At 62.6% G+C, this 23,658-nt stretch carries 22 protein-coding genes; 13 read left to right on the forward strand and 9 right to left on the reverse strand.

What is annotated here, in order from left to right:
• The first annotated feature begins 5 nt into the window (after positions 1-5).
• Positions 6-1,781 carry a class I poly(R)-hydroxyalkanoic acid synthase gene (gene phaC, locus QWZ03_RS12800; protein ID WP_290333073.1) on the forward strand — a complete coding sequence of 592 codons (1,776 nt, stop codon included), beginning with the start codon at positions 6-8 and terminating at the stop codon, positions 1,779-1,781.
• Between the two features lie 356 nt (positions 1,782-2,137).
• Complete coding sequence (locus tag QWZ03_RS12805; RefSeq protein ID WP_290333074.1) at positions 2,138-2,959, forward strand: mechanosensitive ion channel family protein; 822 nt, start codon at positions 2,138-2,140, stop codon at positions 2,957-2,959.
• Between the two features lie 40 nt (positions 2,960-2,999).
• Here the strand turns inward: QWZ03_RS12805 and QWZ03_RS12810 are convergent, their stop codons facing one another.
• From QWZ03_RS12810 to QWZ03_RS12825, 4 genes are all read right to left on the reverse strand, one after another.
• Complete coding sequence (locus QWZ03_RS12810) at positions 3,000-3,560, reverse strand: DUF2062 domain-containing protein (RefSeq protein ID WP_290333076.1); 561 nt, start codon at positions 3,558-3,560, stop codon at positions 3,000-3,002.
• A gap of 78 nt (positions 3,561-3,638) precedes the next feature.
• Positions 3,639-4,199, reverse strand: coding sequence for a DUF5610 domain-containing protein (locus QWZ03_RS12815; RefSeq protein WP_290333077.1), 561 nt, complete (start codon positions 4,197-4,199; stop codon positions 3,639-3,641).
• A gap of 240 nt (positions 4,200-4,439) precedes the next feature.
• A complete protein-coding gene (locus QWZ03_RS12820; protein ID WP_290333078.1) occupies positions 4,440-5,615 on the reverse strand; it encodes an ABC transporter permease in 1,176 nt (391 codons plus the stop codon).
• The gene (locus QWZ03_RS12825; protein WP_308447562.1) at positions 5,612-6,775 is read right to left on the reverse strand and encodes an ABC transporter permease; all 1,164 of its coding nucleotides are present in this window, start codon (positions 6,773-6,775) and stop codon (positions 5,612-5,614) included. The genes QWZ03_RS12820 and QWZ03_RS12825 overlap by 4 nt, the downstream gene beginning before the upstream one ends.
• Before the next feature lie 116 nt (positions 6,776-6,891).
• Between QWZ03_RS12825 and QWZ03_RS12830 the strand changes: the two genes are divergently transcribed.
• Positions 6,892-8,043, forward strand: a complete 1,152-nt coding sequence (locus tag QWZ03_RS12830; RefSeq protein WP_290333079.1) for a GGDEF domain-containing protein — start codon at positions 6,892-6,894, stop codon at positions 8,041-8,043.
• 25 nt (positions 8,044-8,068) lie between these two features.
• Here QWZ03_RS12830 and QWZ03_RS12835 read toward each other — a convergent pair whose 3' ends face one another.
• Positions 8,069-8,791 (reverse strand): ABC transporter ATP-binding protein, encoded by a 723-nt coding sequence (locus QWZ03_RS12835; protein WP_290333080.1) that lies wholly within the window; start codon positions 8,789-8,791, stop codon positions 8,069-8,071.
• Positions 8,788-9,981, reverse strand: coding sequence for an efflux RND transporter periplasmic adaptor subunit (locus QWZ03_RS12840; protein ID WP_290333081.1), 1,194 nt, complete (start codon positions 9,979-9,981; stop codon positions 8,788-8,790). The genes QWZ03_RS12835 and QWZ03_RS12840 overlap by 4 nt, the downstream gene beginning before the upstream one ends.
• A 238-nt stretch (positions 9,982-10,219) precedes the next feature.
• Here QWZ03_RS12840 and QWZ03_RS12845 point away from each other — a divergent pair, with 238 nt between their 5' ends.
• The 3 genes from QWZ03_RS12845 (at position 10,220) to QWZ03_RS12855 (ending at position 12,055) form a co-directional block, all read left to right on the forward strand.
• The gene (locus QWZ03_RS12845; protein ID WP_308447563.1) at positions 10,220-10,882 is read left to right on the forward strand and encodes a glutathione S-transferase family protein; all 663 of its coding nucleotides are present in this window, start codon (positions 10,220-10,222) and stop codon (positions 10,880-10,882) included.
• A 288-nt stretch (positions 10,883-11,170) separates the two neighbouring features.
• Positions 11,171-11,365: a hypothetical protein gene (locus tag QWZ03_RS12850; RefSeq protein ID WP_284198276.1), complete on the forward strand. Its 195-nt coding sequence runs from the start codon at positions 11,171-11,173 to the stop codon at positions 11,363-11,365.
• A 183-nt stretch (positions 11,366-11,548) separates the two neighbouring features.
• On the forward strand, positions 11,549-12,055 hold the full coding sequence (locus tag QWZ03_RS12855; protein WP_290333082.1) for a DUF456 domain-containing protein: 507 nt from the start codon (positions 11,549-11,551) through the stop codon (positions 12,053-12,055).
• On the opposite strand, the gene QWZ03_RS12860 is transcribed toward QWZ03_RS12855, so the two are convergent.
• Genes QWZ03_RS12860 through lptF form a run of 3 tightly spaced genes read right to left on the reverse strand, consistent with a single transcriptional unit; the run spans position 12,025 to position 15,145 of the window.
• The gene (locus QWZ03_RS12860) at positions 12,025-12,885 is read right to left on the reverse strand and encodes an alpha/beta hydrolase (protein ID WP_290333083.1); all 861 of its coding nucleotides are present in this window, start codon (positions 12,883-12,885) and stop codon (positions 12,025-12,027) included. The two genes, QWZ03_RS12855 and QWZ03_RS12860, sit on opposite strands and share 31 nt — an antisense overlap.
• Complete coding sequence (gene lptG / locus QWZ03_RS12865) at positions 12,882-13,958, reverse strand: LPS export ABC transporter permease LptG (protein WP_290333084.1); 1,077 nt, start codon at positions 13,956-13,958, stop codon at positions 12,882-12,884. The genes QWZ03_RS12860 and lptG overlap by 4 nt, the downstream gene beginning before the upstream one ends.
• Entirely contained in the window at positions 13,955-15,145 is a 1,191-nt protein-coding gene (gene lptF, locus QWZ03_RS12870; protein ID WP_290333085.1) for an LPS export ABC transporter permease LptF, read from the reverse strand. The genes lptG and lptF overlap by 4 nt, the downstream gene beginning before the upstream one ends.
• 84 nt (positions 15,146-15,229) lie before the next feature.
• Here lptF and QWZ03_RS12875 point away from each other — a divergent pair, with 84 nt between their 5' ends.
• The 7 genes from QWZ03_RS12875 to QWZ03_RS12905 all read left to right on the forward strand — a co-directional run bounded on the left by QWZ03_RS12875 (position 15,230) and on the right by QWZ03_RS12905 (position 23,642).
• Complete coding sequence (locus QWZ03_RS12875) at positions 15,230-16,861, forward strand: leucyl aminopeptidase (protein ID WP_290333086.1); 1,632 nt, start codon at positions 15,230-15,232, stop codon at positions 16,859-16,861.
• Position 16,862: 1 nt separating this feature from the next.
• A complete protein-coding gene (locus QWZ03_RS12880; protein ID WP_284198281.1) occupies positions 16,863-17,306 on the forward strand; it encodes a DNA polymerase III subunit chi in 444 nt (147 codons plus the stop codon).
• A complete protein-coding gene (locus QWZ03_RS12885) occupies positions 17,299-18,507 on the forward strand; it encodes a hypothetical protein (RefSeq protein WP_290333087.1) in 1,209 nt (402 codons plus the stop codon). Before QWZ03_RS12880 ends, QWZ03_RS12885 begins: the two co-directional genes overlap by 8 nt.
• A gap of 135 nt (positions 18,508-18,642) precedes the next feature.
• The gene (locus QWZ03_RS12890; RefSeq protein WP_290333088.1) at positions 18,643-20,358 is read left to right on the forward strand and encodes a proline--tRNA ligase; all 1,716 of its coding nucleotides are present in this window, start codon (positions 18,643-18,645) and stop codon (positions 20,356-20,358) included.
• A 17-nt stretch (positions 20,359-20,375) separates the two neighbouring features.
• Entirely contained in the window at positions 20,376-21,005 is a 630-nt protein-coding gene (locus tag QWZ03_RS12895) for a lytic transglycosylase domain-containing protein (RefSeq protein WP_290333089.1), read from the forward strand.
• Between the two features lie 243 nt (positions 21,006-21,248).
• Positions 21,249-21,989 carry a substrate-binding periplasmic protein gene (locus QWZ03_RS12900; protein WP_290333091.1) on the forward strand — a complete coding sequence of 247 codons (741 nt, stop codon included), beginning with the start codon at positions 21,249-21,251 and terminating at the stop codon, positions 21,987-21,989.
• Between the two features lie 753 nt (positions 21,990-22,742).
• Positions 22,743-23,642: a GNAT family N-acetyltransferase gene (locus tag QWZ03_RS12905; protein WP_290333092.1), complete on the forward strand. Its 900-nt coding sequence runs from the start codon at positions 22,743-22,745 to the stop codon at positions 23,640-23,642.
• Positions 23,643-23,658: the final 16 nt, after the last annotated feature.

A 23,658-nucleotide genomic window follows, 5' to 3' on the forward strand; every position in this document is an offset into this window, starting at 1 on the left:
CGGCCATGACCGAACCGCACGACCGCCTGACACAAATAAGCGAGCTGGCGGCACGCTGGCAGAAGCTGATGCAGGACAAGCTGCAGCAGCAAGCCAGCGGCGCCCCCCAGGTTCAGATACCTGATCCGCAGAGTGTGCAGCATGCCTTCGAGGCGCTCTGGCGTGTGGTGCTGGAAAAACCCGAGCCCATGCTGCGGGCGCAGATGCAGTTCTGGATGGACTATGCCGATATGGCCCAGGCGGCCATGCGCCAGTTCTGGCTGGGTGGGCCTGCCCAGTCCGTCGCCCAGCCGGACAAACGCTTCAAGGATGAGCTGTGGGTCAACAATCAGGTATTCGGCTTCGTCAAACAGGCCTATCTGCTGGCTTCGCGCCATATCCAGGACAGCGTGTCCGGCGTCGATGGCCTGGATGAACATACGGCCCAACGGGTGCAGTTCTATACCCGTCAGTTTGTCGATGCCATGGCCCCTACCAATTTTCTGGCTACCAATCCGGTGGCACTCAAGGCCACGCTGGAAAGCGGGGGCGAGAACCTGATCAAGGGCTTTGCCCACCTGCTGGAAGACCTGGAACGCAATGGCGGCCGCATGATGCCGCGCATGACCGATCTGGATGCCTTCACGCTGGGCGAAAATGTGGCCACGACGCCGGGCAAGGTGGTGTTCCAGAACGAGTTGATGCAGCTGATTCAGTATGCCCCGCTGACTGAAAAGGTACACAAGACACCGTTGCTGGTGGTGCCGCCCTGGATCAACAAGTTCTATATCCTCGACCTCAAGCCCAAGAACTCGTTGATACGCTGGCTGGTGGAGCAGGGGCATACCGTATTCGTCATCTCCTGGGTCAACCCCGATGGCCGCCACCGCGACAAGGGCTTCGAGCACTACATGACCGAGGGCACACTGGCCGCGCTGGATGCCATACAGGCGGCTACCGGCGAGAAGCAGATCAATGCCGCTGCCTATTGCATAGGTGGCACCCTGCTATCGGCCACCCTGGCCTGGATGGCGGCGGCCAAGGACAAGCGCTATCCGCCCAACCGCATCAAGTCTGCGGCCTTTTTCACCACCATGATCGATTTCAGCGAGCCGGGCGAGCTGGGGGTATTTATCGACGAGGAGCAGTTGGGCAGCCTGGATGCCTATATGGAGGAAAAGGGCTATCTGGAAGGGCACCAGATGGCCGGGGTGTTCAACCTGTTGCGCGAGAATGACCTGATCTGGAGCTTCGTGATCAACAACTACCTGCTGGGCCGAGAACCCATGCCGTTCGACCTGCTGTACTGGAACTGCGACTCCACCCGCATGCCTGCGGCCATGCATCGCTTCTACCTGCGCAAGATGTACCTGGAGAACGTACTGAAAGACCCCGGCGGGGTGACGCTGGCAGGGGTGCCCATCGATATGCGGGCCATCAAGACGCCGGCCTATTTCATCTCAGCCCGCGAGGATCATATCGCCCCCTGGCAATCGACCTATGCTGGCGCTCGCCTGCTGCAGGGGCCGGTCCGCTTCGTGCTCGGCGGCTCCGGCCATATCGCCGGCATCGTCAACCCACCCTCGGCCAACAAATACGGCTATGCCACCAATGCTGCGTTGCCAACGACACCGCAGCAATGGCTGGCGGATAGCAGCGCCCATGAAGGCTCGTGGTGGTTGGATTGGGCCCAATGGGTACTGCCACACCAAGGTAAGCCGGTTGCTGCGCGGCAACCCGGCGCGGGCGGGCTGCCTGCCATCGAGGATGCGCCAGGCAGCTATGTGAAGGCCAAGTTGTAGGGAGCGTCCTGCATCCGCGCTTTCAAGGCTGTAAGGGATAACGATGCGACAGGGGCAGGGCCTCGCTGATTGGCTGGGTACGGCATGCGCTGCGCATCACTCGCCGCGCTCAATACACTAATTGAATATATTGGCAGCCTTTCTGCTTTTCAGGGGTGTCGGTTACGCTGGCAAGCACATAGGTGTTGGCCTGCTCCCCTTGTTTCGACCTTTCCTGTCCATTTTGGCGGCACCTCGACCAATACGGGTTGGGGGTGAAATCAGCCCGCCCAGGCACTAAGCTGAGCGCACGGCCGAATGGCGGCCGCAGCCAGAACCTGGCGTGTCTCGCTGCACAGGTTCGCCTGGAGGAAAAAATGGATATTGATTTCGCACATTGGCAGGATCTGCTGCTGGGTTACGCCACCACCCTGGGGGTGAAGCTGCTGGCGGCGATTGCCTTCTGGGTCATAGGCCGCTGGTTGATAGGCATAGCCGAACGGGCGGTGCGCAGCTCGCTGGAGCGGCAGAAGGTGGACCCCACTGTGATGCGCTACATCGGCGGGGTGCTGACGGTTACGCTCAATATCCTGCTGGTGATAGGCATACTCGGCTACTTCGGGGTGCAGACCACCACTTTTGCGGCGCTGATTGCGGCTGCAGGTGTGGCCATAGGCATGGCTTGGTCGGGCTTGCTGGCCAACTTTGCGGCCGGTGCCTTCATGATTGTGCTACGGCCCTTCAAGGTGGGCGATTTTGTTTCGGTGGCTGGCATTACCGGCACGGTGAAGGAAATCAGCCTGTTCACCACCACCATCAATACACCAGACAATGTGCTGACCATAGTGGGCAACAACAAGATATTCGGCGACACCATCCAGAATTTCAGTGCCAACCCCTACCGGCGGGTAGAGTTGAAGGCGCAGTTGGCGGGCAGCGCCGATCACCGTGCGGCGATAGCCCTGCTGCAGGGTAAATTGGCCGGGATTGCCAATGTGGTGGCCGACCCGGAGCCTGAGGTGTCGATACTGGAATTCAATCTGGTGGGGCCGGTGCTGGCGGTGCGGCCGTTCTGCCATAACGACCATTACTGGCAGGTGTACTTCGATACCCAGGCTCTGATACGCGAGGCCCTGGCCGAGGCAGGGTTTCCGGCACCCATGCCGGCACAGACCGTGGTGGTGCACAACGCGGGTTGACCCGCCTCATGCCCATATGGCTGCGACTTTGGATATGCTCTTACAGCCCTGCTGTAGCCCTGCGCTGCCGCCGGCAATGCAGGGCATGCCGGACATGCAGGCGCCAGCCCAGTTGGACCACGCCATAGCCGGCCAAGGCCAGCAGCAGGGCCAGTACCACGATACCTATGGCCAGCGGTGTGCCCAGTGTCACCATCCAGTCCAGCCAGGCTTGCACGGTGCCTGTCAGGTTGGACCAGTCGGTTTCCGGCGCTGGCGGGATATGGGCGGGGCCACCATTGGCGCCGGTGATCAGCCGGCCCAGCCCGAATGCGGCCAGGTAGAGCGGGACGATGGTAAAGGGGTTGCTGAAGAAGGTGCCGAAGATGGCCACAGGCAGGTTGACCCGAAACAGGATGGACAGCACGGTGGCTGTCAGCATCTGCAGCGGCCCCGGTATCATGCCGCAGGCCAGCCCTACGGCCAGGCCTCCTGAGACGGAGTGCCGGTTGAGGTGCCAGAGGTTGTGGTGGGTCAGGAAGGGCGCGCAACGCCGCAAGAAGGCATTGCGATTGAGCGTGTCACGGTCAGGCAACCAGCGGCGTAGTAGTTTTCGAGGCATGGGCAGCTGCGGCGGGAAGATGATCGATGGACTGCCGCCGGGACAAAAAGTGCCTTCCCGTTCCCGCCTCGCACACGCCTATTGAGCGGTATCGGGCTTGGCGGGCATGTGCAGTTTGGCAAATGCCTGTAGGCCATTCTGTACCAGCTCCCAGGTCTTGTCGATATTGCTGGCGATCTGGTCCTTGAGTACGCCCAGGCTGTCCAGTATCTCGCGCGCCTCGGCAAACCCCTGCGCCACACCCTTGCCGATGGTCTGCATGAAATTGTCCAGCACGCTGGCTTCGTCTTCATCCGGGTGTTGCTGCTTGAACAGCTCGTAAAAACCGGTGGAAAGATCGACGATGCGCTTGGCGGTCGCTTCCGGGCTGACATCGAGCGGGTCGTACTCGGCGGGCTCTGGTAGCGCCTGGCCTTCGGGCAGGGCTATGCGGGCACGGACGCTGATGGCTTCGTAACTGGTCTGCAGCACCAGCTTGAGATGATTGTTGCCATCGCTGAAGGAGGCACTGAAGCTGTAGCTGGACTGGGTATGGGTGATCTCCAGGCCCAGCTTGGCCTTGTCGGTCGCCTTGCCGGGGCCGGCATGGGGCGCGTGAGTCTGGGCCTGCTGCCCGGCGTCTAGCGATGCGAGTTTCATGGTCGTGCTCCTGTCATTGCCTTGCCCGTTTGTATGATTTCGCCGGGCTATGCCACCTTATCGGCAGCAAACCGGTTTTATATAGGGCAGCCGACCAGCGGTGGATAGAAAAAGCCGCTTGGCCGCAACTGGCAACCTTGGGAGTGTTGCCTGCCGTTGGTCGGCTTGGGGGCGTCATGTCCTCGCCGGTCACAGGGAGGTCGTCACTTCCCGTCCACGACGTGGGTTCGCGACAGGTGCTCAGGCTGCCCGCAAGGCATCGACGATTTGCATGCGGGCCGCCCGCACGGCAGGCAAAAAGCCGCCCAGCAAGCCCATAAAAAGGGCAAACAGCAGGGATTTGACCACAATGGCCGGGGTCAGCGTAAAGCTGAATGCCAGCTCGGCAAAGGTTTGCCAGTTCATGGTGGAGACGGCAAAGAACTGCATGAAGGACGCCAGCACCACGCCCATGACCCCGCCCAGCAAGGCCAGCAGCAGCGATTCGGCCAGAAAGGCGGCCATCACGCTGCTGCGCCGGTAGCCCAGTGCCCTGAGCGTACCGATCTCGCCGGTGCGGTTTGCGACGGCGGCATACATGGTGATCATGGCGCCGATGACGGCGCCGATGGAGAAAATGACCGAGAGCACGGTACCGAGTATGGAGATGAAGGTGGCCATGGTCTGGGCCTGGTCGGCATAGAAGCGGGTTTCACGCTTGTACTCGGTGGTCAGGCGTTGGTCTGCCTCCAAGGCTTGGCGGCTTGCCTCGTAGCCATTGCTGTCGGCCAGCTGAAACACCAGGGCGGAATAGTTGACGCGGCGAAAAGCCTGCATCATCTGTTCGGCGTCGCCCCATATCTCGGAGTTGAAACCGGTCTTGCCAGCATCGAAAATGCCGACCACCAACCAGTCGCGGCGGGCAAAGCGCAGGCTGGCGCCTAGCTGCACGCCATCGAAGCCATCGGCAATGGCGCGCCCGACGATGATCTCGGAGCTGCCGGGGCGGAACTGGCGGCCGGCCAATAGCTGTACCTGGGGCCGCAATGCCAGTCCTTGTTCGCCAGCCCCACGCACCACCACATTAGCCGGTTTGCCGCTGCCTTGTTTCTTGAGCGAGATCAGTACCACGCTCTCGCGGCTGCTTAGCAGGCGGCCGGCGCCATCGAGCGCGATATTGGGCTGGCTTTCGATGATGGCGGCCTCGCTACGGGACACGCCGCTCTGGACCTCGGTCTGCGAGCCCTTGCGGATGACCACCACATTCTGGGGCAGGCCGGTTGCGGTCAGGGTCTGCTTGAGTCCGGCTTCCAGCATCAGCACGGTGGCGAAGACAAACACCACCAGGGCCATGCCGCCCGCCGTGAGGCCGGTGGTGAGCTTGCGGGTCAGCAGGTTGCGCCAGACATAGCTGAGCGGGACGCGGGTCAGGTTCATGCAATGGCCCTTAGGCCGTCAACAATGCGTATGCGCATGGATTGCCAGGCAGGTATGGCGGCAGACACCAGGGCGACGACCAGGGCAGCACCGGCCTGCAGCCAGAGTGTCTGGCTGGCGATATGGAACACCGGGAACAGATTGTCCAGTGCGTGGCCTACCAGTTGTACTGCCGGAAAGCTGAGCAGGATGCCCAGGCCCGCCCCCAGGGCGCATAACAGGATGCTCTCCAGCAGGATCAGCCAGCCTACCACCGGTGGGCCAAAGCCCAGCGCCTTGAGGGTGGCGTACTCGGCCGTGCGCTCGCGTGCTGCCATGGCCATGGTATTGGCCATGACGGCCATGATGATGAGTATGACCACATAGCTGACCACCTGGATGGCCAGCACGATGCTGTCTGTCATGGCGACAAACGACAGCTGGAAGGATTTTTCGGTCTCGGTCAGGGTCTCGGCCAGCGAGTTGCGGAACTGGCTGTCCACTCGCTCGCTCACCAGCGCCGCTTCGCTGCCCTCGCGTATGCCCACCACGAACACCCCGGTGGCATTGCCCCGCTTGGGATAGCGTTGCAGCACCCATTCATTCAGGTAGGCCCAGTGGAAGAAAAACTGGTTCTCGTCGGTGGTGGCATCGCGCCCCTCGTAGATGCCGCGTACCACGAAGGACCAGGTGCCGGGGTAGATGGTGCCCTTGAGCGGGATGGTATCCCCGACTTTCCAGCCAAAGCGCTGCGCCAGCTTGCGGCCCACCAGGCAGCCTTGGCGGTCACGGATGAAGGCAGCGCGTTCGGCCTCATCCACCTGGAATTCGGGGTACAGCCGCAGGTAGCTGGCGGGATCCACCGCGAACTGGGGGAAGAAATTCTTGGGCTCGATATAGATACCGCCAAACCAGTTGGCCCAGGAGATGCCGGTCACGCCTTCTACGCCGCGTATCTTCTCGCCGTAGCTCATGGGCAGTGGAAACACCAGCGAGATGGCGCTGCGGCTGATCAGGCGCTTGTCGGAGGCGGCGTCTGCACCGGCATACCAGGCGGTGACCACGGTACTGAGCAGGCCGAACGACAGAATCGCGACGGCCAGGCCGGCCAGGGTGAGTGCCGCACGCAGACGATGGCGCAGGGCATTCTTGAGTGACATGCGCAGCAGGAACAGCATCATGGCAGCATGCCCCCATAGCGGTTTGGCGGCAGGGTCGGTGCCAGGGGCCGGAAGATGAAATAGTCCATCGCAGGTTCTACAGTAAGGACGTTAGGTTTCGGCGTGGAAAGGCCGACATGCTTGATGCCCGCACGCTGGCCATAGCCCTGGTAGTCACCACCCTGCTGTCTGCGCTGATGCTGCAACTGGCCAGCTATGGCCGCATGCACCTGCCGGGCGGGCGCCACTGGGTAGTGGGCCTGCTGCTGCTGGCCGTGACCTGGGGCTTGATGGCATTGCGCGGGGTAGTGCCCGATGTCCTGAGCGTACTGCTGGCCAACCTGCTGATATTCACCGCCGCCGTGCTGCTCTATGCCGCCATGGCCGAGGTGGTGGGGCTGCCGCCCTATCCGGCCAATCTGCGCTGGACGGCCATCATTGGCGGTGGGGGGCTGAGCCTGGCCTTCTTTGGCGGCGCCATACCCATGCTCATGATCTTTATCGTCTCGCTGGCGCTGACCTTGCTGCTGGTGATGTCGGTACGCATGCTGCTGCGCGGTGCTACCCGCATGGAGGCACCGGCCCGCTATGCCATGGGGCTCTGGCTGGGCCTGTGCGCCCTGATCTTGCTGGTGCGCACCATTGGTGCCTTGGTGCATCCGCCGGCTTCCATGCAGATGACCGGGCCGCTGCACACCCTCTCCATGCTGGCAGCCCAGGTCATCGTGCTGGGCTGTTCGCTCGGTTTTGCCCTGATGGCGCGGGAAACCATGGTGATGGAGCTGGCGCAGCGGGCCACCCACGATGCCCTCACCGGTGCCTTCAACCGCTATGCCTTTGATCCGGTAGGCCAGGCTGCCCTGACCCGGCTGGCGCGCGAGCCGGGGGAGCTGTCTGTGCTGATGCTGGATATCGATCATTTCAAGCAGATCAACGACGATATCGGGCATCTTGCTGGGGACGAGGTGTTGTGCGAGGTGGCGCGACGGATCGAGTCCTTGCTGCGGGGCGGCGATATGCTGGCACGCTATGGGGGCGAGGAGTTCTGCATCCTGCTGCCGGCGACCGGCCCGGCCGAGGCCCTGCAGGTGGCCGAGCGCCTGCGTCTGGCCATCGCCAGCGAACTGTTCATGCTCAAGGGCTGCAGCATCAAGGTCACGGCCAGCATAGGGGTGGCCACCGTTGCCGAAGCCATGGAACTCAAGCAGCTTATCGGCCTTGCGGATAGCGCCCTCTATGGCGCCAAGCTGGCTGGCCGCAACCGCAGCTGCGGGCCAGGCCTCTGCTAGCGCGGTGGCGCTGTCCGGCAAGGGATCAGGCATGGGAGGGCGTGGCACGCGGATTGATCTCCAGGCTGGACAGCTCGCCTTTCTCCAGGTGGCGTATGGCGTGGGCGCGCTCGGCCGCACGGGCATCGTGCGTCACCATGATGATGGTCTTGCCCAGCTCGGTATTGAGCCTGTCCAGCAGGTCCAGTATCTCGCCGGCTGATTTTCTGTCCAGGTCGCCGGTGGGCTCGTCCGCCACGATCAGGGTGGGGTCGGTGACCAGGGCGCGGGCAATCGCCACCCTTTGCTGCTGGCCACCCGAGAGCTCATTCGGATAATGCTGCATGCGGTCGGCCAAGCCGACCATCTCCAGTGCCAGCGCAGCATGCTCGCGGCGCTCACGCCGGTTCAGCCGGGTCAGCATCAGGGGTAGCTCCACGTTCTCCAGGCCGGTCAGCACCGGCATCAGGTTGTAGAACTGAAAGATGAAGCCCACATTGCCTGCACGCCAGTCGGCCAGGTCGGCTTCGTCCAGTGTGGCGATATCCGTGCCACCCACCAGTATCTGGCCGCCGGTGGGTTTGTCTATGCCGGCAATCAGGTTCAAGAGGGTGGATTTGCCGGAGCCGGATGGTCCCATCAGGGCCAGGAAGTCGCCTGACTGGATATCGAAATCGATATCGGTCAGTACCTCCACCGCCTGCCCGCCACGGGTATAGGATTTGCTGACATGGCGCAGCGCGACTGCGACCTCAGGGCTGGCCGTCAAGGTTTGGCCTCCACGATGCGGGCACCGTCCTTGAGGTCACCAGGCTCCAGTACCACTACCTCGTCCAGCTTGATACCGGCACGCACCTCCTGCATGTCGCCCAGCTTGCCACCCAGTTGCACTACGGTGCGGTGAGCGATGCCTTCACGCACGACGAAAACCGCCCCCTGGCTGAGTGCCTTGGGGTTGATCGCCAGGCGAGGTTTGCGCTCGTCGACTTTGAGCTGACGGCTGAGGAAGCTCACCTTGGCGCTCATCTCGGGCAGGATGCGCGGGTCTTTCTCGATAAAGCCGATCTTGAACGTGACCGTGGCCTTGCTGCGATCCACTGAGGGCACGATGCTGCTGACCCGCCCCAGCAGGCGCAGGTCAGGCAGCGCATCCAGCTGTATCTCGCAGGGCTGGTCCTGCTTGGCCTTGAACAGGCTGGCTTCGGATACGTCTGCCTCTACTTCCAGAGTCGTCATGTCGGCCATGCTGACCACGGCGCCTTTGGAGTCGGCACTGGCATTGAAGGGCGAGATCACATCGCCAACATTGGCGGTCTTGGTCAGCACTACGCCGGAGAAGGGTGCACGGATATAGGCGTTCTCCAGCCCCACCCGCGCCTGTGTCAGGGCGGCCTCGGCTTGTCTCACTGCCGCCGCCTGGGCACCGACCAGGGCAGCGGCCTGCTTGGTGCGCGAGATGGCATTGTCGTGGGAGGCACCGGCGATAAAGCCCTGCGCCAGCAGCTCCTGGCTGCGGCGGAAGGCCCGTTCGGCTTCCAGGGCCTCGGCCTCGGTCTGCTTGAGCCGGGCGCGGGCTGCTTCCACATTGGCCACGGCCTGGGCTACCTGGGCTTGCAGATCGGCGCTCTCCAGTCGGGCTATGACTTCGCCTTCCTTGACCTGGCTACCTTCGCGCACACCCAGCCACTCCAGCCTGCCCGTGCCTTTGGAGGCAATGGCGGCTTTTTTCTGGGCGACCACATAACCGGTGGCGGTCAGGTCCGACAACGCCGACGAGGGCCATGCCTGGGTGACCTTGGCGGTCTGTACCGCAACCGGCCTGCCCCGCTGGCTGAAGAGCAGGGCGCCGCCTGCCAGTACCAGCACCACCAGTGCGATACGCCATTTACCCCAGCGCTTGCGGCGCTTGTTCGGCTGAGCGGTGCGATCGATGGCGAGTTGCTTGAGGTTATCGGTCATGGTGGGAGGTCCGGTTAGGATTCCCGCATTCTAGGGCCGGCGGTGGGTGAGCGGCGTGTACCACGCATAAATTTGCTATCTAGTTGCGATGGCGCAAATATTCCAGCTATGGATGTTGCGGTCGATCCGACACGGTACGGTGTGATCCCTGGGTGTCTGGGCCGGTGATGGACTATCAAATAGGCGCCGCTTGCAGAATGTCGCAGGCTTGTTCGCGGTTCCAATAACGGGAGGTCCCATGATGTCGCTGCTGCTGTATGGCCATTCCTTCTCCTCCTATACGCAGAAAGTGCTGGTGGCGCTGTATGAGAACGACACGCCCTTCACCTTCCGCAGCATAGGGCCGGATACCCCGCAGCATACGGCTGAGTGGCTGCGACGCTGGCCCCTGCGCAAGTTCCCGCTGTTGGTGGATGGCGAGCGCAGTATTGCCGAGACCAGCATCATCATCGAGTACCTGCAGCATGCCTACCCTGGGCCGGTGCGCCTGCTCCCCGCAGACCCGGCGGAGGCACTGGAGGTGCGTTTTCTCGACCGCTTTTTCGACCTGCATGTCATGAACTCGGCACAACACGCCGTGGATGGCGCCTTGACGGGCGACCCGGTGAAGCGTCAGGAAGGCATGGCGCTGGCCGTCAGCAAACTGGAACTTGCTTATGCTTGGCTTGAAGGGCAATTGGCTGGCAGGACCTGGGCTGCCGGTGAGGATTTCACGCTGGCAGACTGTGCTGCCGCACCTTCCTTGTTCTACGCGGACTGGACACACCGGATTGCCGAAACCTTTCCGGTACTGCGCGCCTATCGTGCACGGCTGCTTGCCCGCCCCTCCTTCGCCCGGGCGGTGGAGGAAGCGCGGTGGTTTCGGCCGAACTTCCCATTGGGTGCGCCGGACCGGGACTGAGGTGTGCCGGGCGAATTGGGCCGTATCGAGGTGGGCAGAACTGATCGCGGGTCATCGCAACTTCGGGGCTGCACCTGTTGGAGGGGGGCGCTATCACGAGCTCAATCCTTGAGCGCCCAACCATGAATTGAACTCATGCCAGGCTACGGGGCTGCCCTAGCAAGGTTGCCAGTGAAGCCCACGTATCGGCGGTTCCGCGACGAACGGCCGCGCCAAATTGTCCGTACGGGTCTAGAGTTGGGTCTCAAGCGGTGTGTAATCTGCACTGCGCCAAGGAAAGGAGGCTGGATGCGCGAACAGTCCTTTATCGACACGCTAGGCTACAGAGGCCCGGAACGTCGCTTGCAAGATCGTCGCACCCCGATACACCCTGAAGACCGCGACTGGCGTATTTACAACCTCGCGCTGGAAAGCAGTGAACAGCGCGGTTCCCTAGGCCGACGTGATAGCGATTATGCATTTCTCGCGGGCTTGCAGCACTAGGCCCGCCATAGGGCGGCGCGCGTAAGCGCCGCTGCTGGCCCAAGCCGGCAAATAAAAGGCGACCGTGGTTTCGGTCGCCTTTGCATTTGGGCGCCGCCGCCATGAGGCTGGGCATGAGGCGGGCATTCCCGCTATGCTTGCTCCCCATCGCAGCCGCAAGGGCTGCATTGCTGATGGGTTGTCATGGATTTTCTCTATATCGGCGGCTGGTTGCTGGCCGTACTGCTGATGCTGGCGGGTTTTGCCGGCAATTTGCTACCCCTGCTGCCGTCTGCGCCGCTGCTGTTTGCGGGCTGCCTGCTGGGCGCCTGGCTGGACGATTTCAAACGCCTGGGCTGGGGCTGGCTAGGCGTATTGCTGGTGCTGGCCATCATTCTGCAGGTGGTTGATTTCGTGTCTGGCGCCTGGGGCGCCAAGAAGGCAGGGGCCAGCCGTCAGGCGGTCATCGGGGCCACGGTGGGCGCCATTGTGGGCATCTTTGCCGGCATACCTGGCCTGATACTGGGCCCGTTTGTCGGTGCGGCCGTTGGCGAATGGATGGCCAGCGGCGATACCCTGAAGGCAGGCAAGGTGGGTGCTGCAACCTGGCTGGGACTGCTGATAGGCACGGTGGCCAAGGTAGGCCTGAGCCTGTTCATGCTGGGCTTGTTTGTGCTGGCCTATTTTATGGGTGCGCCTTCGGTGCCTTGAGCAATTCCTTGCAGGAAGCTTCGCAAAGCGGCGTCATAGACTGGGGCGGATGACAGATCGCCATGGCCTGTGTTGGGTAGTTCCACCCATATTTTGCTGCCGCGCCAGGCATCGTGCAGGCGCTGGGCGTGGGCCTTGGGTATCAGTTGGTCTTCGCCTGCCACCAGAAACAAGGCGGGCTCTTGTCGTTGCGGTGCCTGCGCTGCCGAATCGAAACGGTGGCGCAGCAGCCAGCGTACCGGCACCCAGCGATAGTGCCGCTGGGCAACTGCAGTGAGGCTGTCGTAGGGGGTGATCAACACCAGCCCGCTGAGTTTGCGCTCGGCTGCCAAGGCCACCGCGACCCCGCTGCCCATGCTGCGGCCCATGGCGACAATGCGGTTGGCTTGCACATCGCTACGGCGGCTCAGGTGGTCGTAGAGCAGCAGGGCATCGGCACGCAATGCCGCTTCACCGGCCTCGCCCTGGCTATCGCCAAAACCACGGTAGTTGAGGGTGGCGATGGCCCAGCCCGGCCAGGCGGCCTGCTCAGCCAGGATGTGGCTGACTTCTTCGGCGTTGCCGCCAAAATACAGCAGCAAGGGCCAGGGGCCGGTTTGGGCAGGTTTGCGTAGCCAGCCACGCAGGGTGTGGCCTTCGGGGCTGACCAGGCTCAGCGTCTCGGTGCCGGGTAGGCGACCGGTGGCGGTTCGCTGTGCGTCAGCCAGGGGCTGGGGCTGGAACAGCAGCCGCTCTTGTAGCAGGTAGAGCAGCAGCCACAACAGCATGACTGCGCCGGTTGTGCCCAGCGCGATGCGCAGCAAGGCGCTGGCCAACCCCGCCGCAGTCATCGTCGTTCCTGCCACCAGAGCAGGAACAGCGCCAGTATCAGGAACAGGGTGGAAGGCAGGATGGCGGCCAAAAGGGGCGGCCAGTCATACAGCAGGCCGAAGTGCCCGACCAGCTTGTTGACGAAGTAGAAGCCCAGGCCCAGCATGATGCCGATGAACAGTTTCATGCCTACCCCGCCGGCCCGGCGTTGGGTCTGGGCAAAGGGCAGGGCAATGATCAGCATGGCAAGACAGGCGAAGGGGTAGACCAGCTTGCTCCACAAGGCGATTTCGTAGCGACTGGTTTTCTGCTGGTTACGGGCCAGGTGGTCGATATAGTCGAGCAGGGTCAGCACCGACATCTGTTCGGGCTTCACCAGCAATACCTGCAGGGTGTCGGGTGTCAGCACCGAGCGCCAGAGGTACTCGGGCATGTGCTGGACATCCACCTTGTCGCCATGGAAGTTGGTGAGGATGATCTCCCGCAGCTTCCAGGCCTGCTCTGACTTCTGCCAGTCGCCAAAGCGGGCATAGCCATAGGCTGTCATCTGCCGCTTGTCATCGAACAAATAGACATGCACATGGCGCAGGGTCTGGTCGGGCAGGACTTCGCGCACATTCACAAAGCTGCTGTCGTCCTTGAGCCAGAAGCCGGAACGGTTGTTCTGGGCCACCAATTGTCCCTTGGCCGCCAGTCGCAACTGGGTGGCGGTGCGCTCAGCCGTGGGGGCCAGGTACTCGCCTGCCGCCATGGTGATCAGGGCGAAAAACAGACCGGCGATGCCCAGTATGCCCAACAGGCGCCAGACTGACAGGCCACCGACCCGCATGACGGTCAGCTCGGAGTGCTGGTTGAGCATGGAGAGGCCGATCATGCCGCCTATCAATACGGCGATGGGCATCAGTTCATAGGCGTGGCCGGGTATCAGCAGCAGCACATAGGCCAGCAGCTTGCTGAAGGTGTAGCTGCCCTGGCCCATGTCGCGCAGTTCGCCTATCAGGTCGAAGAACAGGAACAAGCCCAGCAGCCCGGCTAGTACGAACAGGCTGCTGCGGGTGACTTCGGCAATAAGGTAGCGGGAGAGCGATTTCATGATCGGGGTTTGGCCCGCCAGCGGAACAGGCCCCAGGCAATGGCAGCCATGGCCAGATGCACCGGCCAGATGCCTATCAGGCTGGAGAGTTTGCCTGCCGCGATCCAGCTCTGGGCGATGTTGACCAGATTGAGGTAGATGGAAAACAGCAAGATGGCGACGATGAGGTTGAAACCCCGGCCGACACGCGGATTGACATAGGCCAGCGGGATAGCCAGCAGGGCCAGCAGCAGCGTGCTGATGGGGCTGGCAATGCGGCGTGCCAGTTCACCCTTGTCTTCGGGGTTGTCGCTATGCCAGAGCGCCAGGGTGGATTGCGTTTCACTGGTGGTGGTGGCTTCCCGCCGGTCGGGTTCCTGCACCCGGATGCGGGCTTCATTGAATTCCACGATGCGGTAGTTGGGCTGGCCCAGCATGCCCTCATAGCGGCGGCCGTTCTGCATGACCAGTATGCGCTCGCCATCAGGCAGACTGCGCAGATAACCCTGGGCTGCTACGGTAACGCTATGGGTGCCATCCCTGGCGGTGGACTGCACGAAGATATTGCGGGCCGCACCCGCCGCGCCGGAGAAATTCTCGATGAAATAGACCCGGTCGCTGAGGGAGGATTCCTTGAACAGACCCGGCGCCAGCGCTGACATATCGTCTCGGGTAGCCAGTTGTTCGCGGTATTCACGGCTTTTTTGCTTGGCCCACGGGCTGAGGCCCAGGCTGAGCATGGCCACCACCAGCGCCAGTGGAATGGCAAAGGTCAGCACCGGCCTGATCCAGGCAGTGAGTGGCTGGCCGGCAGCGAACCAGATGGCCATCTCGTGATCGCGCCAGGCACGGGTAAGTGACCAGAGTACGGTGATGAAGACCGTCATGGACAGCAGCCATGGCACCAGGCCGAGCAGCGTGAAACCCAGCAAGGCGGCCACGGCTTCGGATACGATGCCGCCACTGGCCGCAAGGCCGAGCAACTTGGCACCGCTGGTTACGATCATAATGCTGAGCAGAATGACGAACACGCCCGCGCTCATGACGCCGAATTCGCGCAGCATGGCACGTTCGAACAGGCGCTCTGAAGGTAGGCAGGAACGTAGCAGGGAAGGGGAGGCTGAATGGGCTGGCACGGGTTGCGCTTTGACTTTTGCCGGTCTAGTTCGGAAAATCGGGAGAATTTTCCTGATTCTCGCTACGGCCATAAGCCGCAGTGCGTTTCAAAAACCTAGCGGGGTGCGCTGCCTATACCGGGCAGCGGCCGAGCCGCGATCTTACAGGAGTCCACCGTGGAAATCATTGCAAAGGCCGCGAGCCCCGAAAAACACAAGGCGGCCGTATTGGCGCTGTCGGTCACCGAGGGCAAGCTCGGGGCGGCTGCGCAACTGGTGGACAAGGCGGCCGGTGGCCATCTCAGCGCCATATTGAAGCTGGGCGACCTGGATGCCAAGTCGGGCAGCAGTGTACTGCTGCACAAGGTTGCCGGCGTCGCTGCCGAGCGCGTGCTGCTGGTCAGCACCGGCAAGACCGACAAGGAATTCCGTGATGCCGCCCGTGCTGCCGTGCGTGCTGCGACGGCTGCCGGTGGCGAGCTGGCATTGGCTTTTGAAGGCCGCGATGCGGCTTGGGCCGCCGAGGAAATCGCTGTGGCGGCATTTGATGCCAGCTACAAGTTCGATGCCACCAAGTCCAAGAAGGATGACAAGCCCGGCCTCAAGAAAGTGACCGTGCTGGTGGCCAAGGCCGATGAAGCTGCTGCTGCCGTCGGCGTGGCTGCCGGTGCGGCGCTGGGTAGCGCCATCAACCTGGGCAAGGACCTGGGCAACCTGCCACCCAATTTCTGCACCCCCACCCATCTGGCCAATACCGCCAAGGATATTGCCAAGCAGTTCGGCATGAAGGTGGAAGTGCTGGAGCGTGCCGACGTCGAGAAGCTGGGCATGGGCTCGTTTGTCTCGGTGGCCAAGGGCAGCACCGAACCGCTCAAGTTCATCGTGCTCAAGCACGAAGGCGGCAAGAAGGGCGACAAGCCCGTGGTGCTGGTGGGCAAGGGCATCACCTTCGATTCGGGCGGCATCAGCCTGAAGCCGGGCGAAGGCATGGACGAAATGAAGTACGACATGATGGGCGCGGGTTCGGTGATTGCCACCATGCACGCCGTGGGCGCCATGAAGCTGCCGCTAAATGTCTACGCTGTGGTCGCCAGTTGCGAGAACATGCCTGCCGGCAATGCCAGCAAGCCTGGTGATGTCGTAACCACCATGAATGGCCTGACTGTCGAGATCCTGAATACCGACGCAGAAGGCCGTTTGATCCTGTGCGACGCGCTGACCTATGCAGAACGCTTCGAGCCTGCCGCCGTGGTGGATGTGGCTACCCTGACCGGCGCCTGCGTGATTGCCCTGGGGCATCATGTGACCGGCCTGTACGCCAACAAGGAAGAGTTGGGCCGTGAGCTGGTGGCGGCGGGTGAAGCCGCAGGCGACCGTGCCTGGCAGATGCCGATGTTCGACGAATACCAGGAACAACTGAAGTCCAACTTCGCCGATCTGGCCAATATCGGCGGCCGTCCTGGTGGTTCGGTCACCGCTGCCTGCTTCCTGTCGCGCTTTGCCAAGAAGTATGACTGGGCTCACCTGGATATCGCCGGTACGGCCTGGAAGTCGGGTGCGGCCAAGGGTGCGACCGGTCGTCCCGTGCCGCTGCTGACGCAGTTCCTGCGTGCCCGTGCCGCAGCGGTGGCAGGCAGCAAGCCTGCAGCCAAGGTTGCGCCGGCTAAGGCGGCTGCCAAGCCCGTTACCAAGGCAGTCGCCAAGCCTGCAGCCAAGGCTGCGGTTAAGCCTGTTGCCAAGGTTGAAACCAAGGCTGCTGCGAAGCCTGCAGCAAAGCCCGCAGCCAAGCCGGCTGGCAAGAAGAAGTGATATGAAACCGCTGGCAAGCTTCTATTTCAATGTGTCCAACCGCGAGCAGGCGCTATGCCAGCTTGTGGGCAAGGCTGTGAAGCGCAAGCTTGCCACCGGTATCGTCACCGATTCGGAGACCGCCAGTCGCGTCATCGATCGCCTGCTGTGGGAGGTGCCGCCTACGGGCTTTGTCCCCCACTGCCTGGGCGATGATGCGCTGGCCTCCCAGACGCCGGCACTGATAGACCATCGCCTCGAGCTGCTGCTGCCGCGCGAGGTGGTGTTCAACTGGACGGCGCATGTCGTCCCCACAGATCGCGGCATAGCGCGTATCGTAGAAATCGTGCCGCGCGACGACATGGATTTGCGCGAGGTTGCCCGGCAACGTCTGGCCCTCTATAAACGGGCTGGATACGACGTCGAGTTCACCGATATGGACAAGCAAGGTCGTGCAAATGGCTGATTTTCCCTCGCTGGGCCCCGATACCGAGCCGCCAGCAGTCGTAGGCAAGATGGATGCCTTGATCGCACGCCATCGTGGCAGCGGCCTCAACCCCAACGTGCCAGTGCTGACCGACCTGGATGCAGGGGATCTCAGTGATGCGATTCCGGTGCTGACCCAGGTCGAGCCGGTGGTGGGCGATGAACTGATGTTCACGCCCGAAGAGATACGTGGCGAGTTGCCCTCGTCGCTGGATAGCCTGGGTGCACCGCCGGCACGCGCTGCGGCACCTGCCCCGGTTGCTGCGCCCGTGGCGGCAGCGCCGGTTGCACCGTCCCCCAGGCCCGCCCCGGCTGCACCGCAGGTTGCGGCACCCGCGCCCCCCCCGCCTGCAGCACCCGCTCCGCCCGTGCAGGCGGCAAGGCCTGCGCCGCCCGCGCCCAGTTTTGAATTCCCCGAGCTGACCATCCCCAGTCTGGATGCACCGCCCCCCAAGGAGCTTGCCAAGCCCGCTGTGCCGCAGCCACAGCCGCACTCGCCCTTGGCGGATGGGCCGCTGATGCCAGAGCTGTCGCTCAACTTCGACTTCGCCCCACCACCAGAAGAGCCCAGGGCCGCACCCGCACCCGCACCCGCACCTGCACCTGCACCTGCACCTGCTGTTGCGCCGGCAGCGCCCTTGGTGGCAGCGCCTGTTGTGCCGTCAGCCCCTGTTGCCCCTGCACCCGTGGTTGCTGCTACACCGCAGCCTGTCCCCGCACCCGCACCCGCACCCGCACCCGCACACGCACCGGTAACGCCTGCGGTTGCTGCGACGAAGCCGGAGGCCTTGCCAGTGGCGCCCCTTGCGCCACCCACTACCCCGGCAGTAGCACCCGCCGCCCCGGTTGCGACGGACTCCCCCCCGGCGATGTCGCCAGCTTCGCCGTCGCCGCGTAGCGGTGTCACGGTGCTGGTGTCGGACGAACTGCCCGAGCTGAGCCTGGAGCTGGACGAGGACCATGCAGCGCCTGCTCCGGCGCCCGTATTGGATGTGGCAGCTCTGGCGCAGGAACTGGTCGCCGGCCTCAAGCCCGAGCTGGAGCGCATGGTGCGCATAGAGCTGGGCAAGCAGCTGGCCATTGTGCACACCGAATCGCTGAAACGGACCCTGGGTGCCCTGCAGCCCCAGCTGGACAAGCTGATACGCAGCCGCATAGAAGACGCGCTGAAGAAGCGCTGAAAGGCCGCAGAAAAGGTACAAATCAGCCGGTCCTGCAACAGGGCCGGTATTTGTTTATGCATTCAAACGGAATATTCGGCAGAACCTACGGTAAAATCGCGTTCTTTCAAACGATTACCGTCGAGCTACCGTCTGATGCGCACCTCGCAATTCTTCCTCTCTACCCTCAAAGAAGCCCCCAATGAGGCCGAACTGCCCAGCCACAAGCTGATGCTGCGTGCCGGTCTGATCAAGAAGCTCGGCTCCGGCCTCTATACCTGGATGCCACTGGGTCTGCGTGTACTGCGCAAGGTGGAGGCCATCGTGCGCGAGGAGATGAACAAGGCCGGTGCTCTGGAATTGACTATGCCGGCCATACAGCCGGCTGAATTGTGGCAGGAGAGTGGCCGCTGGGCGGTGTTCGGCCCCCAGATGCTGAAGATGAAGGACAGGCATGATCGTGACTTCTGCTTTGGGCCGACGCACGAAGAGGTGATTACCGATATCGCCCGCACCGAGATCAAGAGCTACAAGCAGCTGCCGCTGAATTTCTACCAAGTGCAGACCAAGTTCCGCGACGAGATACGCCCCCGTTTTGGCGTGATACGGGCGCGTGAGTTTGTCATGAAGGATGCCTACTCGTTTGATGCCGATGTGGCGGGCATGGCCGAGAGCTACCGCAAGATGCATCAGGCCTATACCCAGGTATTCACCCGCCTGGGCCTGCAGTTCCGCGCCGTGAAGGCCGATTCCGGCGCCATTGGTGGCGACGCCTCGCAGGAGTTCCATGTGCTGGCCGAGTCGGGTGAGGACGCCCTGGCCTACTGCCCGGATTCGGACTTTGCCGCCAATGTGGAAGCCGCTGAAGCCATGGCACCGGCCGCGCCGCGCGCCGCTGCCAGCGAGGCCATGCGCGATGTGGATACGCCCAAGCAGACCACTTGCGAAGCCGTGGCTGAGTTGCTGGGCATTCCACTGCAGCGTACCGTCAAGCTGATTGCCCTGATGGCCAATGAGCATTTGCATATTCTGCTGCTACGCGGCGATCACTCGCTCAATGAGGTGAAGGTAGGCAAGCTCGATGGCCTGGCCGACTTCCGTTTTGCCAGCGAGGAAGAGATACGGGCCTTCTTCAACTGCCCACCCGGATTCCTTGGGCCGGTCGGTATTGATCGCAGCAAGGTGAGGCTGATTGCTGACCGCACCGTCGCCGCCATGAGCGACTTTGTGGTGGGTGCCAACAAGCCCAAGTTCCACACCGCCGGTGTGAACTGGGGCCGCGATCTGCCGGAAGCGGATCTGGTAGCGGATATACGCAACGTGGTGGCCGGTGACCCCTCGCCCGATGGCCGTGGCGTGCTGGAAATCTGCCGTGGCATCGAAGTGGGCCATATCTTCCAGCTGGGCACCAAATACTCTACCGCCCTGGGCTGCAACTACCTTGATAGCGAAGGCCAGCTCAAGCCCATGGAAATGGGCTGCTATGGCATAGGCGTGTCCCGTATCGTCGGGGCTGCCATCGAACAGAGCTACGACGACAAGGGCATACGCTTCAGCACCGCCATGGCGCCGTTCGCCGTGGTCATTGTGCCGGTGGGCTACCAGCGTTCTGAGGCCGTCAAGGCGGCCGCAGATGCGCTGTACGCCGAGCTGGCCGGCCGTGGTGTGGAAGTCCTGATGGACGACCGCAACGAGCGTCCTGGCGTGATGTTTGCCGATATGGAGCTGATAGGCATACCCCACCGCATCACCATAGGCGACAAGTCGCTGGCGGATGGCAAGGTGGAGTACGTGTCGCGCCAGGCTGGCACCACGGAACTGGTAGCACAGGCCGATGTCATAGGCTTCCTGCTTGGCAAGCTTTCAAAGTAAGGATTATGGTTCGTAGTATGTTGCGTTCGGTACTTGTCTCTACATTGCTTTTTGCGACGCTGCCGGCCCTGGCCGGCGCCCAGCGGGAAGAAGACCTGTCGTTCTCGGTGGCCACTGCCATGCAGCGGTCCATCAACGACAGCGCCTCGCCACGACTGGTGTTTGCCAATCCCAATGAGGGGCAGGCCTGGATGACCGAGATGTCGGCTCGGCTGAAAAAGCGCATCCCCGATGACTTCATGCGCGAGAAGCTGTTGACGGCCATCCACTATGAAGCCACCCGCGCCGGGCTGGATCCGCAGATGGTGATGGGCTTGATCCATGTCGAGAGCGGTTTTCGCCGTTATGCCATCTCGTCGGTGGGTGCACGTGGCCTGATGCAGGTGATGCCGTTCTGGCAACGTGCCATCGGCAAGGGTGACCATAACCTGTTCGACATGTACACCAACCTGCGCTTTGGCTGCACCATCATGCGGCACTACCTGAATGTCGAGAAGGGCGATCTTTACCGTGCCCTGGGGCGTTACAACGGTAGTACCGGCAGGCCGGAATACCCCAATGCCGTCCTGGCGGCCTGGCGCACCCACTGGGATTGGCAGCCAGGCCAGGTCAGGGTGCAGACGGTGTCCTACCCGACCAACAAGTAAACAGAACCCCGCTACGGCGGGGTTTTGCTTTCCTGCCCTGACAGCTCGGGCGGCGCTGCCCGGCACGGCCACCAAAAAACCGCTCCATGCCATGACGTGCTTAGAACCTAGGCACGGGGGGCTGCAGCTGACGCCTTGATCTAGGTGGCCGTTTTAACCCACCCAGGGCGGCCCACAGCTGTTTCCCGGCACGGCCGCCGTCGGTGCAGCATAGAATGACAAGGTCCACGTGGGAGTGTCGCCATGCGCCGTTTTCTTGCCGTCCTTTGCCTGTCGAGCTTGCCTGCCCTGGGGGCGCAACCTGCCAAGCTGGCCTGCTACAGCGATACCTTCCCGCCCTATGTCATGCAAGATGGCGAGAAGGTCGTCGGGGTGGATGTGGACGCAGTGCGCGAGGCGGCCGCTTCCATAGGCGTGCAACTGGAAATACGGTTGCTGCCATGGAAGCGGCTGGAGGCGGAACTGAGCAAGGGGGCGGCCAGCACGGTGCAATGCGCTTTTTCTTTCAGCCGCACGCCAGAGCGGGATGTCTATCTGCTGTTTGGGCAGGAACCCTTGCATGTGACGGCCTATACCTTGTTTGTCCATGTGGAGCATCAGGCCAGGCTGGCTGCATTTCCCCGGGGTGGCAGCGCCATCGTCGGTGTGCGGCGTGGCTTCAAGCTACCGGCGACCTTGGAAAACGCCCGGCAGGAGGGGCGGGCTTTCATAGAGGAGGTCGACGTGGAGCAATCCAATTTCCTCAAGCTGGCACGCCTGCGCCTGGATTTTGCGCTGAGTAACCTGGATGTGGGGCGCTACACCATCCGGCAGCTCAAGCTGGCCCATATCGTTCCACAATCCGAGCCATTGAGCATGCTGCCTACCTACTTGGTATTCAGCCGTGGGCATGGGCTGGATCAGCTGATGCCACAGCTGGATCAGGCGCTGGGAAAACTGCGGCAGAACGGGCGTTACCAAGCCATTTACGACCACTATATGTAGCGTGCTTGTGAGCGTTTCCATTGCTCCACATTCAGCCGGGACAAGCCTGTGCACGGCCTGTGGGCAAGCATGGTAAGTCACTGAGGGCAGGCGTTTTTCCACGTGTGCCTAAAAAACAGGCAGGTAGCGCATTGGGCTGCCTGGCGAGCCATAAATGGGCAAAACCAGCACACCAGCGGGCCTGCCGCCTGTGGGGTGGGGGTAAACCCCGGTGTTTCCACACAGGCGCGGGACAAGCCTGTGTGTGGCCTGTGGGCAAGCGGGGTAAGTCACTGAGGGAAGGCCGCTTTCCAGGTGTGCCTAAAAAACAGGCAGATGGCGCTTTTGGCTGCCTGGCAAGCCATAAGTGGGTAAAACCTGTCCGCCAGCAGGGCTGCCGCCTGTGCGCTGGGGATAAAACCCCGCTGTTTCCACACAGGCGCGGGACAAGCCTGTGTGTGGCCTGTGGGCAAATAGGCTAAGTGCCTGAAGGCAGTAGGCTTTCTGGCTCTGCCTAAAAAACAGGCAGGCGTGGCTTGTCCTCGCCCTTGCATGGGCGCTGGTGCAAACCTCGACGGCCAGCAGTACTGCGGCACGCGGGCTGGTGATAGGACGGGGTGTTTCCACAGTATGGCGGGACAAGCCTGTGTGGCAACTGTGGACAAGTTGGGCAAGTGGCTGACGCCGCAGGGGTTTTGGGTGCTGCTTAAAAAGCAGGCAGTTGGGCTGGGTGTGAGTGCGCCTGCCTGCACACCTATGCTAGGCTCCCGCGCCATGATTCCTGTGATTGCCTACCAAGCCGACCTGCACGACGCGGGTATCGTGGCGCTGTTTGCGGCCTGCGCCGCAGTGGATGCCGATGTAAATGTACTGAGCATGGCCCGCTGGCAGCACTTTGCCCGTGATCCGGGCCGCCTGGCTGGCAGGGACTTCCTGGTGGTGGAGTTGGATGGGCAACTCGCCGGCATGGCCTATAGCGGCCTGGAGGAGGGCGCGCAGGGGATGCTGCGCTATGGCCGCATCATGGTGCATCCGGCCTTTCGGCGGCGTGGTGTAGCCCGGGCCATCATGGCGGGGCTGTTGGCGATGGATGGCGGGCGCCTGCCCCTGGAGTGCGCCTTGCCGGCCCGCTGGTTGGCTGGGCTGGCCTTTGCGCAGCAGCAGGGTTTTGCGGTGCTGGCAGAGGAGGCCGAGTTGCGCCGTGCCTTGCCCGTTGAGTATCCGCCGGCGCCGGGCGTTGCCATACGCCCCTTGCGCCAGGGAGATGCCGACGATATGGCAGCCTGGTGTGCCTTATCGAACGCCGCCTATGCCAGCCATGTACCGCCAGTGACGCCGGCAACGGTAGCAGAATTGGCGCACCGGGCCAGCCTGCCGGGCTGCTCGCTGGGCTTTGTCGAGATCGATGGTCGGCCACAGGGGCTAGTGCAGTGGGAGGCGGACAGCGACAGCCAAGTCTACCTCAACAGCTTGCTGGTGCATCCGGCTAGGCAGGGGCAGGGCCTGGGCAGGAGTTTGCTGCGCTGGGCCTTGCAGCGCATGGCCGAGCAGGGGGCGCAGACGGTGGAGTTGACCGTGTCGACGGCCAACACAGCGGCACTACGGCTGTACTTGGCACATGGCTTCGAGCAATACGGCACCACCTGCTATTTGCGTCGCCCCGTCGCAATTTGACCCACACAGGGTAGGG

The organism is Chitinimonas viridis (assembly GCF_030409555.1).
In the GTDB taxonomy this organism is placed as follows: domain Bacteria; phylum Pseudomonadota; class Gammaproteobacteria; order Burkholderiales; family Chitinimonadaceae; genus Chitinimonas; species Chitinimonas viridis.

What these genes read in the sequence shown, in the direction of transcription:
- phaC (WP_290333073.1), top strand. Translation starts at nt 6, where the DNA reads ATGACCGAACCGCACGACCGCCTGACACAAATAAGCGAGCTGGCGGCA.
- QWZ03_RS12805 (WP_290333074.1), top strand. Translation starts at nt 2,138, where the DNA reads ATGGATATTGATTTCGCACATTGGCAGGATCTGCTGCTGGGTTACGCC.
- QWZ03_RS12810 (WP_290333076.1), bottom strand. Translation starts at nt 3,560, where the DNA reads ATGCCTCGAAAACTACTACGCCGCTGGTTGCCTGACCGTGACACGCTC.
- QWZ03_RS12815 (WP_290333077.1), bottom strand. Translation starts at nt 4,199, where the DNA reads ATGAAACTCGCATCGCTAGACGCCGGGCAGCAGGCCCAGACTCACGCG.
- QWZ03_RS12820 (WP_290333078.1), bottom strand. Translation starts at nt 5,615, where the DNA reads ATGAACCTGACCCGCGTCCCGCTCAGCTATGTCTGGCGCAACCTGCTG.
- QWZ03_RS12825 (WP_308447562.1), bottom strand. Translation starts at nt 6,775, where the DNA reads ATGATGCTGTTCCTGCTGCGCATGTCACTCAAGAATGCCCTGCGCCAT.
- QWZ03_RS12830 (WP_290333079.1), top strand. Translation starts at nt 6,892, where the DNA reads ATGCTTGATGCCCGCACGCTGGCCATAGCCCTGGTAGTCACCACCCTG.
- QWZ03_RS12840 (WP_290333081.1), bottom strand. Translation starts at nt 9,981, where the DNA reads ATGACCGATAACCTCAAGCAACTCGCCATCGATCGCACCGCTCAGCCG.
- QWZ03_RS12845 (WP_308447563.1), top strand. Translation starts at nt 10,220, where the DNA reads ATGATGTCGCTGCTGCTGTATGGCCATTCCTTCTCCTCCTATACGCAG.
- QWZ03_RS12850 (WP_284198276.1), top strand. Translation starts at nt 11,171, where the DNA reads ATGCGCGAACAGTCCTTTATCGACACGCTAGGCTACAGAGGCCCGGAA.
- QWZ03_RS12855 (WP_290333082.1), top strand. Translation starts at nt 11,549, where the DNA reads ATGGATTTTCTCTATATCGGCGGCTGGTTGCTGGCCGTACTGCTGATG.
- QWZ03_RS12860 (WP_290333083.1), bottom strand. Translation starts at nt 12,885, where the DNA reads ATGACTGCGGCGGGGTTGGCCAGCGCCTTGCTGCGCATCGCGCTGGGC.
- lptG (WP_290333084.1), bottom strand. Translation starts at nt 13,958, where the DNA reads ATGAAATCGCTCTCCCGCTACCTTATTGCCGAAGTCACCCGCAGCAGC.
- lptF (WP_290333085.1), bottom strand. Translation starts at nt 15,145, where the DNA reads ATGGCCGTAGCGAGAATCAGGAAAATTCTCCCGATTTTCCGAACTAGA.
- QWZ03_RS12880 (WP_284198281.1), top strand. Translation starts at nt 16,863, where the DNA reads ATGAAACCGCTGGCAAGCTTCTATTTCAATGTGTCCAACCGCGAGCAG.
- QWZ03_RS12885 (WP_290333087.1), top strand. Translation starts at nt 17,299, where the DNA reads ATGGCTGATTTTCCCTCGCTGGGCCCCGATACCGAGCCGCCAGCAGTC.
- QWZ03_RS12890 (WP_290333088.1), top strand. Translation starts at nt 18,643, where the DNA reads ATGCGCACCTCGCAATTCTTCCTCTCTACCCTCAAAGAAGCCCCCAAT.
- QWZ03_RS12895 (WP_290333089.1), top strand. Translation starts at nt 20,376, where the DNA reads ATGTTGCGTTCGGTACTTGTCTCTACATTGCTTTTTGCGACGCTGCCG.
- QWZ03_RS12900 (WP_290333091.1), top strand. Translation starts at nt 21,249, where the DNA reads ATGCGCCGTTTTCTTGCCGTCCTTTGCCTGTCGAGCTTGCCTGCCCTG.
- QWZ03_RS12905 (WP_290333092.1), top strand. Translation starts at nt 22,743, where the DNA reads ATGATTCCTGTGATTGCCTACCAAGCCGACCTGCACGACGCGGGTATC.